This is a genomic window from Methanoculleus sp. UBA413, from assembly GCF_002502935.1.
In the GTDB taxonomy this organism is placed as follows: Archaea; Halobacteriota; Methanomicrobia; order Methanomicrobiales; family Methanoculleaceae; genus Methanoculleus; species Methanoculleus bourgensis.
The window spans coordinates 1-11,997 of sequence record NZ_DAQR01000122.1 but is presented as its reverse complement, the minus strand read 5'-3'; the positions used below and the strand labels follow the sequence as shown (position 1 = coordinate 11,997).

General features: G+C 64.1%; 14 protein-coding genes and 1 pseudogene. 11 read left to right on the top strand and 4 right to left on the bottom strand.

All coding sequences use genetic code 11. The features are described from left to right. From BP858_RS10520 to BP858_RS10510, 3 genes and pseudogenes are all read left to right on the top strand, one after another. A pseudogene (locus BP858_RS10520) lies at positions 1-183 on the top strand (cobalamin biosynthesis protein CobD); the annotation flags it as partial. A gap of 5 nt (positions 184-188) precedes the next feature. Continuing rightward, on the top strand, positions 189-1,088 hold the full coding sequence (gene pdxS, locus BP858_RS10515; protein ID WP_281767090.1) for a pyridoxal 5'-phosphate synthase lyase subunit PdxS: 900 nt from the start codon (positions 189-191) through the stop codon (positions 1,086-1,088). 12 nt (positions 1,089-1,100) lie between these two features. Beyond that, complete coding sequence (locus tag BP858_RS10510) at positions 1,101-1,439, top strand: hypothetical protein (protein WP_286879462.1); 339 nt, start codon at positions 1,101-1,103, stop codon at positions 1,437-1,439. On the opposite strand, the gene BP858_RS10505 is transcribed toward BP858_RS10510, so the two are convergent. Then, a complete protein-coding gene (locus tag BP858_RS10505; protein ID WP_286879457.1) occupies positions 1,354-1,755 on the bottom strand; it encodes an ArsR/SmtB family transcription factor in 402 nt (133 codons plus the stop codon). The two genes, BP858_RS10510 and BP858_RS10505, sit on opposite strands and share 86 nt — an antisense overlap. 176 nt (positions 1,756-1,931) lie before the next feature. Between BP858_RS10505 and BP858_RS10500 the strand changes: the two genes are divergently transcribed. The 8 genes from BP858_RS10500 to BP858_RS10465 all read left to right on the top strand — a co-directional run bounded on the left by BP858_RS10500 (position 1,932) and on the right by BP858_RS10465 (position 8,822). Next, complete coding sequence (locus BP858_RS10500; protein WP_286879456.1) at positions 1,932-2,096, top strand: hypothetical protein; 165 nt, start codon at positions 1,932-1,934, stop codon at positions 2,094-2,096. 23 nt (positions 2,097-2,119) lie between these two features. Then, positions 2,120-3,031, top strand: coding sequence for a permease (locus tag BP858_RS10495; RefSeq protein ID WP_286879455.1), 912 nt, complete (start codon positions 2,120-2,122; stop codon positions 3,029-3,031). Positions 3,032-3,144: 113 nt separating this feature from the next. Beyond that, positions 3,145-4,239, top strand: coding sequence for an ACR3 family arsenite efflux transporter (gene arsB, locus BP858_RS10490; RefSeq protein ID WP_286879454.1), 1,095 nt, complete (start codon positions 3,145-3,147; stop codon positions 4,237-4,239). Between the two features lie 10 nt (positions 4,240-4,249). Beyond that, entirely contained in the window at positions 4,250-4,642 is a 393-nt protein-coding gene (locus tag BP858_RS10485) for a DUF2703 domain-containing protein (RefSeq protein WP_286879453.1), read from the top strand. A gap of 78 nt (positions 4,643-4,720) precedes the next feature. Continuing rightward, a complete protein-coding gene (locus BP858_RS10480; RefSeq protein WP_286879452.1) occupies positions 4,721-5,011 on the top strand; it encodes a putative zinc-binding protein in 291 nt (96 codons plus the stop codon). A 383-nt stretch (positions 5,012-5,394) separates the two neighbouring features. Further along, positions 5,395-6,438 carry an ABC transporter substrate-binding protein gene (locus BP858_RS10475; RefSeq protein WP_074174632.1) on the top strand — a complete coding sequence of 348 codons (1,044 nt, stop codon included), beginning with the start codon at positions 5,395-5,397 and terminating at the stop codon, positions 6,436-6,438. A 6-nt stretch (positions 6,439-6,444) separates the two neighbouring features. Beyond that, entirely contained in the window at positions 6,445-7,083 is a 639-nt protein-coding gene (locus BP858_RS10470) for a class I SAM-dependent methyltransferase (protein WP_286879451.1), read from the top strand. A 2-nt stretch (positions 7,084-7,085) separates the two neighbouring features. After that, positions 7,086-8,822, top strand: a complete 1,737-nt coding sequence (locus tag BP858_RS10465; RefSeq protein ID WP_286879450.1) for a radical SAM protein — start codon at positions 7,086-7,088, stop codon at positions 8,820-8,822. Here BP858_RS10465 and BP858_RS10460 read toward each other — a convergent pair. From BP858_RS10460 to BP858_RS10450, 3 genes are all read right to left on the bottom strand, one after another. After that, entirely contained in the window at positions 8,810-10,537 is a 1,728-nt protein-coding gene (locus tag BP858_RS10460) for a radical SAM protein (RefSeq protein ID WP_286879449.1), read from the bottom strand. The two genes, BP858_RS10465 and BP858_RS10460, sit on opposite strands and share 13 nt — an antisense overlap. A 45-nt stretch (positions 10,538-10,582) precedes the next feature. Then, positions 10,583-11,386: an ABC transporter ATP-binding protein gene (locus tag BP858_RS10455; RefSeq protein WP_014865928.1), complete on the bottom strand. Its 804-nt coding sequence runs from the start codon at positions 11,384-11,386 to the stop codon at positions 10,583-10,585. After that, on the bottom strand, positions 11,383-11,997 hold a 615-nt coding region (locus tag BP858_RS10450), incomplete at its 5' end, for a FecCD family ABC transporter permease (RefSeq protein WP_286879448.1). The genes BP858_RS10450 and BP858_RS10455, both read right to left, overlap by 4 nt.

The window sequence follows — 11,997 nt, the reverse complement described above, 5'->3', positions numbered from 1 at the left end:
GTCATCGCCGGCGGCGTCGGGATCAGGCTTGAGAAGCCGGGGGTCTACACGCTCGGGGACCCCGAGCTGACGCTTGAGGAGGGGGGCGCCGGGATCGTCCGTGCGGTCAGGGCGGCGGTGATCATCTTTGCCATCTTTGAGATCGCCGCACTATTTTTATTGGGGTCCGTGAGCTATACATAAGAATAATGAAACTCGAGGAACTGAGATTTGGCACCGAGCTGATCGAGCGCGGCTTTGCGTCGCTGCAGAACGGCGGCGTTATTATGGACGTCGTCAACGCAGAGCAGGCAGAGCTCGCCGAGGAGGCCGGTGCCGTCGCCGTTATGGCGCTTGAGAGAGTCCCTGCCGATATCAGAGCGGCCGGGGGCGTGGCCCGCATGGCCGACCCACAGAAGATCGTCGAGATCATCGACGCGGTCTCCATCCCGGTGATGGGGAAAGCGAGGATCGGCCACTTTGTCGAGGCGCAGATCCTGGAAGCGCTCGGTGTGGATATGGTCGACGAGAGCGAGGTGCTGACCCCGGCGGACGAGCAGTTCCATATTGATAAGACACGGTTTGATGTCCCGTTCGTCTGCGGCGCCCGGAATCTCGGGGAGGCGCTCCGCCGGATCGATGAGGGAGCAGCGATGATCAGGACGAAGGGCGAGGCCGGGACCGGCAACGTCGTGGAAGCGGTTCGCCACATGCGGGCGATCATGGGAGGGATCCGGGCGCTCGCCGGCCTCTCCACGCAGGAACTCGTCGACCGGGCCCGCGAGATCGAGGCGCCCGCAGAACTCGTCGTCGAGTGCGCAAACCTCGGCCGCCTTCCTGTGGTGAACTTCTCGGCCGGCGGTATCGCAACACCCGCCGACGCGGCCCTGATGATGCAACTCGGGGCCGACGGTGTCTTTGTCGGGTCGGGCATCTTCAAGTCGGCAAACCCCGAGGCGACCGCCCGGGCGATCGTGGAGGCGGTGGAGCATTACGATGATCCGAAGGTCATCGCCGAGGTGAGCAGGGGGCTTGGCGAGGCGATGAAGGGACTTGATATCCGCATGCTCCGGGAAGACGAGATCCTCCAGACCCGTGGGCGGGCCTAAAACCTCGTCCCGATACACGTTGCGCGCAACGCCTTCGGGCGGCAGGTCGACTCCTGCGAGGTTTTTCTTGACGTAGGGGGACTTGCCGGTCCGGTCCGCCTTCGTCAGGGCCCCGGTATCGAGGTGCCCGCCCGCACCCCGGAAGGGATCGTGGTGGTCAGGAGCGGCCAGCATATGGCGTTTGCCTTCCACCCGGTGCTCGGCGGGGACTTGCGCCTGCACCGGATGTTCTTAGAGCGCCTCGGGGTAGAGGCCCGGGCCCCGCTTATCCCCTTTCGCCCGGCTTGTCTGCGGCGGTGTCCGCCAGCCGCTGCGCCCACGTCTCGCCGTCGGCGGTCAGCCGGTAGATGATCCAGTTTCCCTGCGCCTCGCCGGCGATCAGCTCCGCCTTCCTCAGGACACCGAGATGGTAGGAGAGCCGCGAGTCGGCGATGCCGAGCACAGCCTTGATGACGCAGACGCAGAGCGGTTGCACGAAGAGCATTGCCAGGATCTTAAGGCGGAGGGGGTCGGCGAGTGTCCTGAAGACGGCGCTCTGTCTGGAGAGCGTCTCGTCTCGGGGGAGGTGTGCAATCAGTTCTTTGAGCCCCCCACATGCCGAAAGCGACTGCTCTACCTCCTCCGGGAGGGTCTGCAGCCTCCGGTCCGCGCCATGCCCCTCATCCACAGAGAAACATCTCCATGCTCATCAACCTACTATTCGCGGGCGATCAGAAAAATACATCAGCCCGGGCTACGCCAGGATATTTCAATAATTTTTGAAATGAAAACCTTCATACGCCAGCGCCACCAACAGTATTTCAAATATGATTGAACCGCTCCGCCGCACCGGCCGGGGCAGACGTGATGACCATGACGGACGAGAAAGATAAAAAAGAAGGTACAAAAATCGGATCGCGGATAAAGAGCCTCTTCTCCTCGGGCTGTGGCTGCGGCACCGGCGGCGGCTGCTGCGGTACCCGGATCGTCCCGAAGAAGAAGGAAGAACCTGACAGAGGAGAGCAGTAAACTATCGGTGAGGGAGAGACCTGATGGACCTTCTGGCAACACTCATCACCGCCGGGCAGTTCTTCGTCGTGATCGCCGGGGAACTGATCCTGCTCTTTGTCGGGATCACGTTCCTCGTCGGGCTGCTCCAGGCTTACATCCCTGAAGAGCGGATACGCAGCGTGCTTGCCGGGAGGCGGCAGGGTGTCGGGAACGTCATCGGGGCCACTTTCGGAGCGCTCACCCCGTTCTGTTCCTGCTCGACCATCCCCATCCTGCTCGGGCTCCTTGAGGTCGGGATCCCCTTTGGGGTCTGCATGTCGTTTCTGCTTGCCTCCCCGCTCCTAAACCCGATAATCCTCTCACTTCTCGTCGCGCTCATCGGGGTTGTGCCGACCGCCGTCTACGCTGCCGTCACCTTCACCGCTGCTGCAGGCATAGGCTGGCTCCTCGGGCGGCTCGGCTACGGGCGCTACGTCAAGGACGTGATGGTTGAAGGAAGACCGGAGCCCTGCGACTGTGCTGTGGCCGTAAGCCACGGCACCCGCATCCGCAGCGCATTCTCCTTCGCAGTCAGCCTTTTCCGGCAGGTGCTCCCCTATCTCCTCCTCGGTGCGGGCATCGGCGCGTTCATCTACGGGTTCGTCCCTGAAGGCCTGATCGTCTCCCTCGCCGGGCCAAATAACCCGCTTGCCATCCCGGTGGCAGCGGTGATCGGAGTGCCGATGTACATCCGGGCAGAGACAATCATCCCCATCAGTGCCGTCCTCCTCGAGAAGGGGATGGGCATCGGGGCGGTCATGGCTCTGATCATCGGCGGCGCGGGGGCAAGCATCCCGGAAGTGACGCTCCTTGCCGCGATCTTTGAGCGAAGGCTCGTCGCCGCCTTTGTGGTGACGATCCTCATGGTCGCCGTCCTTGCCGGCGTCGTGTTCCAGGTGCTCAGCGTGATCTGACCTGCCCGTCATGAGGTGAACGAACCATGGATGAGAAACCCTGTTCTGCCGCGGATGCGCTGTATGCCGCCGCGCTTGCGGGAGAGCTCCGGCCTGGCGGGCGGTGACCGGCGATGGGCACCACCGACCAGGGGACCTCCGGCTCCCGGCTCTCGTTCCTCGACCGCTACCTGACCCTCTGGATCATCCTTGCCATGGTGGCCGGCGTCGCCATCGGCTACTTCGTCCCCGCGGTCCCGGCAGCGATCACGGGGTTTTCGGTCGGGACAACCTCGATCCCCATCGCCATCGGGCTGATCCTGATGATGTACCCGCCGCTTGCGAAGGTCCGGTACGAGGAGCTCGGGCTGGTCTTCCGGGACAGGAAGGTGCTCGGCCTCTCCGTCGTCCAGAACTGGGTCGTCGGCCCGGTGCTGATGTTCCTCCTTGCGGCGTTCTTCCTTGCAGGCCGGCCGGAGTTCATGTACGGCCTTATCCTGGTGGGCCTTGCCCGGTGCATCGCGATGGTGATCGTCTGGAACGACCTTGCCGGGGGCGATTGCGACTACTGTGCCGCCATCGTGGGCTTGAACTCCGTCTTCCAGGTGCTCTTCTACGCCGTCTACGCCTACGTCTTCATCACCGTCCTCCCGCCGCTCCTCGGGATCGGGGCCGGGACGGAGGTGCCGATCACGATTTCGGGCGTCGCCGCGACGGTCTTTGTCTACCTGGGCATCCCGTTCATCGCCGGGTTCGTCACCCGGTTCACGCTCCTCCGGGCACGATCGAAGGAGTGGTACCATGAGCGGTTCATCCCGAAGATATCGCCGATCACGCTCATCGCCCTGCTCTTCACGATCGTCGTGATGTTCTCGACCCAGGGTGGCAACATCGTCGCGCTCCCGCTGGATGTCCTCAGGATCGCCATTCCGCTCACGATCTACTTCCTCGTGATGTTCTTCGTCTCGTTCTGGATGTCCTGGAGGCTCGGGGTCGATTACGGCAGGGCAACGGCGCTCTCGTTCACCGCGGCGAGCAACAACTTCGAACTTGCTATCGCCGTCGCCATCGGGGTCTTTGGTATCAGCTCCGGTGTGGCGTTTGCCACTGTCATCGGCCCGCTGATCGAGGTCCCGGTGCTGATATCGCTCGTGAACGTGGCGCTTCTGATCCGGGACCGGTGGTACGGGGGAGAGGCGATGGGAAGATATCCCATTAATTCCCAGTAGAGATGGTATCATGAAGAAGGAACTCGTCATCGAATGGAAGCACATCGGAAAAGACATTGAGCACACCTGTGAGCGGTGCGAGGAGACCGGGATGGCGCTCAATGCGGTTCTCGCGGAGATCAGCATGCTCCTTGAGATGGAGGGAGTCAGCGTGCGGATAATCGAGACCGTCCTCGAAAACGACGCGGTCGCGGAGTCAAACAGCCTCCTCTTCAACGGGGTGCCGATCGAGGACCTCCTCGAGGGGATCGAGGTGACCACCACGCCCTGCGGCTCCTGCTCCTGCATCACCTGCGATGCGGAGACGGAGTGCCGGGCGCTCCGCTATAACGGCGAGGAGTACGAGGCGATCCCGCCGGACCTGATCGGGCGGGCGGCCGCAAAAGCGCTTGAGATGGAGTGAAGTTGTGGCGGATCCCGTCACCCTTATCACCTGCTCCGGCCTCTCGAAGACCGGGAAACTGACCAACCCCGGGCGGGCATGGTGCTCCTGCGGGCGAGTCCGGGCCTTGTGGAGGCATGCGTCCCGGCAGACCGGCCGCAGGTGTTGCTTGAGGAGGCGGCGCGCTACGCAGAGCGGATCCTCGTGCTCGACGGATGCGGGAGTGCCTGTGCGCTCCGGAAACTCCAGGGGATCGGGGTCGAGCCGGACCTGCACATTGTCGCGACCGGATGTGGGATAGCAAAAGGAGGCATGGCAGAGCCGCAGTTCGACGAGATCGAGAGGCTTGCGGGGGCCGTGCTCGCGGCCCTCCGGGGCGAGAGGGAGTGAATTTTCGTTGACGGGTTTCTCCCCCGGGTGATCCCCACCACGGTCCACTACCCGGGGGAAAGGCCGTTTTCATTTGTGCAGCGTGAGGCGTTGCCTCACGCGGGTTTGGTAATCTGCGGCCGGATTGTGCGGCCGGCTCGGAGGGAACCTGAGAACCAGAGGGTATGAGCGTGCTCCTGATCCTGGACCGGTACTGCCGGGCCGGAGCGGCGCATTTTAAATTATATTCGTTAACATCCTCATAAAGTTAAATGGGTATTTTAAATACGGCTCACGTCCCAACTACGGTACCAGAATCCTCCGATACCTCCCTTCCCGGAGCGTGCCGGAAAAACCGAATGGACGTGGTAATTATTACAAAACATTGTCATATTCTGCTTGTAATGCTCGGCATCTGTGCAGTTCTCCTCTGCGCCTCCGCTGCCTGCACTGGCACCCAGACCATCGAATCCCCTGCAGAAAACCGCACGATCACCGATATGGCGGGCCGGACCGTCGTCGTGCCGTCGGAGATCAAGAGTGTCCTGTGCACCTCGCCGCCGTCGACCAATCTCGTCTATATGGTCGCGCCCGACCGGCTCGCGGGCTGGAGCTTCCTGCCTGAGAAGGAGTACACCCCCGAGAAATACGCGGCGCTCCCGGTCGTCGGGGGCTGGTTCGGGAAACAGACCGGCAACTACGAGAACTTCATATCGATGCATCCCGACATCGTCATCGAGGGCTACACCACCGACGGCGGGGCGGCGCGCGCTACCGTCGCCGAACGGCAGGAGAAGATGGGTTCCATCCCGGTCGTCGCCGTCGAGGATACCACCAACTCCACCGGCTACTCCGCCCCCATCAGGTTCATGGGCGACCTCCTCGGTGAGGAGGAGCAGGCCGAAGCGATGATCTCATTCTACGAGGGCGTGCTTGCCACGGTGACGGAGCGGGTGGCCTCGATCCCCGACGATGAACGGGTGGGTGTCTACTACGCCGAGGGTCCCAGGGGGCTCACGACCGATCCCACCGGCTCGCAGCACTCCGAACTCATCGAACTCTGCGGTGGGAGAAACATTGCAGATTGCGCGATCACGCCCGGAATAGGGATGACCGAGGTCTCGATGGAGCAGATCATCGCCTGGGATCCAGAAGTCATCCTGGCCGGGGATCCGGGGTTCTACGCCACGGTCAGGACCGACCCGCTCTGGCAGGATATCACCGCCGTGAAGAATGACCGGGTCTACCTCACCCCGCGGACGGCGTTCTGCTGGTTCGACCGCCCGCCCGGCATCAACCGGATCATCGGGATCCCCTGGACAGCGAAAGCCCTCTACCCGGACCTCTTCGGCGACATGGACCTTGAGGGCCTCGTCCGGGAGTATCACGAGACATTCATCCACGTATCGCTCACCGACGACCAGATTCATCAGATCCTGAATCCCTGAGGCCTGATGAGCATGGGACATGAAAAGGACCGTGAGGGGGCACAGCGCATGGACCGGATCGCAAAGACCGCCTTTGCCCCGGTCTACCCGGTGATCGCGGAGCAGATCCTTGACCGGTGCGGGATCTCCCGCGGCCGGTGTCTCGACGTCGGCAGCGGTCCCGGGTCGCTCGGGATCGCGCTTGCGCGGGCAAGCGATCTCGCGGTCACGCTCCTCGACTCCTCCCCCGAGATGCTCGAGACCGCCGAGGGGAACATTAGGGAGGCCGGGCTTTCGGGCCGCTTCTCGCTCCTCCGCGGTGATGTCCACGCGATCCCGCTCCCTGCGGGGTCGGTCGACCTCGTGGTCAGCCGCGGCTCGGTCTTCTTCTGGGAGGACCTTGCCCGGGCGTTCTCCGAGATCTACCGGGTGCTTGCGCCCGGCGGGAAGACCTACGTCGGGGGCGGGTTCGGGACCGCCGAACTTCGGGACTCGATCGCGGCTGCGATGACGAAGGAGAACCCTGAATGGAAGAGTTTCCGCGATAAAAACCTCGGTCCCGATAACCGGGCGCGGATCGCAGGCGTCCTCGCGGGCCTCGGGCACCGTCACCGGATCATCAACGACGACTCAGGGCTCTGGGTCATGATGGAGAAGGGGGAGTAGGCATGCGGTGCTCTATCTGCGAGAACCGGTGTGTCATCCCGCTCGGGGGGACCGGGCGGTGCAGGATGTACACAAACGAGGACGGGGCGATCGTCGAGCGGTTCCCCGACCACTACATCGCTGCCATGCCGATATCCATCGAGACGATGCCGATGTGCCATTACCACCCCCGGGAGACATTCCTGCAGGCGAGCGGCATCGGGTGCACCTTCTCCTGCGGGGGGTGCATATCAGAGACGGTCGCCCACCACGCCGAGGCCGTCTCCGGCGCCCTCAAGCATATCCCGCCCGCCGCCCTGGTCAGGCGCGCCCGGGAGGAGGGATGCCGGGGGATCGCGTTCTGCCTCAACGACCCGACCGCCATGCACCAGACCTTCCTCCGGGTGGCCCGGGCGGCGCACGATGCGGGGCTCCTGGTCGGGTGCGCGACGAACGGCTACTACACCGAAGAGTCCCTCCGTGACCTCACGCCCGCCATCGACTTCGCAAACATCGGGCTGAAAGGCGTATCTGATGCGTGCTACCGCGCATGCGGGGCGGTCTCGGCCGAACCGACCTTCAGGACGGTGCGGGCGCTTCATGAGGCAGGCGTCCACGTCGAGGTCTCCTGCATCTACGCCCGGGGTTCTCGCGACGAACTCCGCGCCGCTGCCGCCCGGATTGCAGAGATATCCCCTGATATCCCGTTCCTCGTTATGCGGTTCATACCGTTCGGCGACGAGCCGCCGGAGAGGGAGCCGACGATCGCTGAGTCCGAGCAGATCTGCGACGAATTGCGACGGACGCTCTCCTACGTCTACCTCTTCAACTCGCCCGGCACCGGGTATCTCAATACGGCGTGCCCTTCCTGCGGGGAGACGGTCGTCAGGCGGGAGTTCTTCGGGCCGATGGGGGCGCGGACGATCGCGATACCCCCGGATGCCCGGTGCTCCTGCGGGTTTTCGCTCCCGGTGGTCGGGAGTATCGGGGAGATGCCCTACGCCGAGCCCGGTATGATGGGCGGCTACCGGTTCACGAGGGCGCTCGAGATGGTCCACGCCATCCTGGTCTGCCTTGGAGTTACGTCTGACGCCGACCTCGCCCGGATCTGGGCCGGGGTGATCAGGGACGACTTTATCCATGACCTCCACGGGAAGATCCAGCGGATAGACGGGTACCTCGGCCTCATCCGTGAACTTGGGGAGCGGGCGGGCCGGCCAGAAGCGGCGGAGCGGCTCGCCTCCTACATCAGCGACCGGGTGGCTTTGGTCTCGTCGGCGATCGAGGGCTGTCCCCGGCCCCGGGTCTACTACTCGATGGGGACACCGCTCTTCGCCCTGAACGCCGAGCGGTTCGAGATGGACCTTGTGGAGGCGGCCGGCGGCGACCCGGTCAACCTCGGGATCGAACGTGCCGGGAAACCGGGCGTCAACATAACCCCGGAAGAGTTTGTCGCGTTCAACCCAGAGTACATATTCATATCCGGGTTCCTCTCGGCACCGGCCTCAGATTACCTTGCGGCATGCCGGAGGATGGGGCTTTCCGCCGACGCCATCGCGCTCGGCCACATCTACACCATGCCGCCGGGCTGGGACTTCGGCAACCCCCGCTGGGTTCTCGGCCTCACCGCCATAGCCGGCACCCTCCACCCGGAGCGTGCCAAATTTGACATTGCTGCAGAACAGGACCGGTTCTACCGGACATTTTACGGGACCAGCGCGGCCGCGGTATCAGGAAACAGGTCGTTCTACCGCCCGTAGGTGATCTCCCCGCCCACCGCACGGACGCACGAGAGCACCGCTTCCTCGACCTCCCCCGGGGCCGGGCACCCGGCGTTGGGATGGAGGATGCCTGCCACGGCCGCGATCGATGCCGCCCACCCGAGGCACCCCGTCTTTTTTCCGGCCGGGAGCCGGTATACAGCACCCCGCCTCACCGCTTCTGTGAGCACTCCCGCATCAAGGCAGGCCCGGACAAAGGTCTCCGTATCGACCGGGGCGACCGCCTGGTAGAATACGACTTCCGGCCGGAGCGCCTCGATCTCCCGGGCCGTGACCGGTCGTGCGTCCCGGTCGCTCCGTCCCAGGTTACGGTTCACCGGGTAGCCGCCGGCAGAACTGATGAGCGAGATCTCTGGTTTGTCGGCAAAGAGCGGGGCCAGGGGATGACCGAGCGCCATGTAGACCCGTGGCCGCCCCATACCGACGGTCTTATCCCTGATCCCTGATACGATTGAAAGGAGGTCCGAGGCGAGCCGTTCTCCCTCGTCCGGCCTCCCGCCGGCGGCCGCATATGACCGGAGGGCAGAACAGAACCCCCGTGGCGTGGCTATCCTCTCGTGGAGCGTCGAGAGCCCCCCGCTTGCGAGTTCAGCGGCAAGAACCCTGCCCTGCGCCGCCCGGTCGGTGACGCCCGCCGCCGCGAGCATGCCCCGGATGAGCTCAAGCCCGCGCGTGGGCCGGTAGCCGCCGGCGTACCTCGCCTCAGGCCGCCACTCTGTGGTCATCCGGCCTGATACCGGCACCCTCGCGCCGCACGCGCACCGCTCTCCCGGGTGCACCCACTCGTTCCTTGCCCCCATCGGCCCGTTGAAGGCCCGCCTGATGAGGATGCGCCCGCAGGCCGGGCATCTGGTGGAGAGCCGGCTCGTCCCCGGGGTGTTGAAGAGGTAGACGTTCTCGAGGATCGAGGAGACCGTCTCTGCAAGGTCTTCGGCCTCGCATGCCGCAGGCGCTCTCTCCTCCTCTCCTCCAGAGAACGGCATAAAGCGCATGATCTGGAAGGGGATGCCGGCGTCCGTAGCGGCAACCCTCTCTGCGGCAGAGACGACCTCATCCTCGCGGCCCCGCACGTAGACCACCGAGACCTCGACGTGGACACCCGCCTCATAGAGCGCCCGCACCGTCCTGAAGGCCGGCCCGGCCGAGGCCCCGCCGCACTCCCGGTAACACGCGTCAGACACCCCTTTCAGCCCCACATTGACACAGTCGAGGAGCGGTGCAAGGGCACACGTAGCCTCGTCCCCCAGGTAGCCGTTCGTCGAGCACCCAAAGAGCAGCCCGGCATCGTGCGCGGCATCAGCAAGGCGGAGGACGGTCGGCAGGGATACCGCGGGCTCGTTGATGCAGAAGAGGATTCCCCGGCAGCCTGCCGCCTCCGCTTCACTGACTACGTTATCGGGCGGAAGGCGCACGAGCGCCTCGGTGAGGGTGCCGGGGTCGGTGGTCAGGATTGCTGAGACGCATCCGGGGCAGGAGAGATTGCAACCGACCGAGGAGACGGCATAGAAGGTATGTCCCGGCCAGAAATGAAGGAAAGGGACCGTCTCTATGGCGGTCGGGTAGCGTGCCAGGTAGGAGTCGGGGAAGACCTCGACGGCCGCTCCTCCGGCACCCCGGTACATGCCGCATCTGCCGCACTCCCCCTCAGGGATCAGGCAGTGGTGTGCGCAACAGCGGCACTCATGCGTTAGCATCCCGCTTCTCTTCCTTTGCCGCGGTGGATCGCGGTATCGGGGTCATTATGCCTCCCCTTTGCCCCGGCAGCCGCAGGGGTTTATCGGGATGCAGACCGTCCGCCCGGCCTCCTCGATGTAGTGGACGCAGATATCGACCCCGTATGCTTCACGGAGGTTCTCCTTCGTGATGACGTCCTCGGCCGGTCCTTTCGCGATCAACCTGCCGTCCTGGAGGATGGCGGCCGAATGCGAGACCAGGAATGCGTGGTCGGGGAAGTGGGTGCACATCAGGATGGCGATCCCGTCGGCGGCGAGGCGGTCGATCGTCGCGATCACCTTCATCTGGTTGCCGATATCGAGGTGCGACGTCGGTTCGTCGAGGATGAGCAGCGAGGGCTCCTGGGCGAGGGCGCGGGCGATCATCACCATCTGCGCTTCCCCGCCAGACATCTCTGAGATGGGCTTCTCCCGGAGATGGGATATCCCGATCCGCGCAAACGCTTCATCCGCCTTCTCGTAGTCCTCCTCTTTCGGGACCGAGAAGGTCGAGATATGGGGCGCCCTTCCCATGAGGACGAAGTCAAGCGCCGAGAAAGGGAAGACGGAACGGTGGCCCTGGGGGACGTAGCCGACCTCCCGCGCGACCTCGTCGGGCCGCATACTGCTGACCCGGCGGCCGTTGATCTCCACCTCCCCCTTCTGGAGCGTGAGGATGTTTAGGATGCACTTGATCAGGGTCGATTTTCCCGTGCCGTTCCTCCCGAGGAGGGAGAGAACCTCTCCTCTCCGGAGGGAGAGGGAGACATCTTCAAACTGTTTTGTGATGCCGTCGTATGAGAACGACGCGCACTTGACGTTCAGGATCATGTCCAGCCGACCTTCTTTTGTGTTAAGAGGTATGCGAAGAACGGCGCGCCGACGAGCGCCGTCAGGATGCCGAGCGGGATCTCGGCTGCGGTCAGGGTTCTTGCGATATCGTCGACGACGAGAAGGAACGAGGCCCCGAGGATGGCTGATACCGGGATGAGCCTGCGGAAATCGGGGCCGACGAGCATTCTTCCTATATGGGGCACGACGAGACCCACCCAACCGACGATCCCGCTGATGCAGACCGCTGAGGCGGTGATGACGGTTGAGGCGACGATGAGCACCACGGTCATCCTCTTCGTGTCGAGCCCGAGTGCCTGCGCCTCCTCTTCGCCGACCGCGAGGAGGTTGATCCGCCACCTGATGAGAAAGAGGCAGAGGCTCCCGAGAAGAATCGGCGGGGCGACTGCGATGATCTCGGCGTTTGAGACCGCAGAGAGGCTCCCCATCAGCCAGAAGACGATCGCAGGCAGGGTATCGTAAGGGTCGGCGGCGTATTTGGCGAGGGAGAGGAGGGCGGAGAAGAGGGATCCGACGATGATCCCCGCGAGGACGAGGACGAGGGTCGAGGAGTTGTGGTAGACGCGGCCGATGCCGTAGGTGACGGCGAC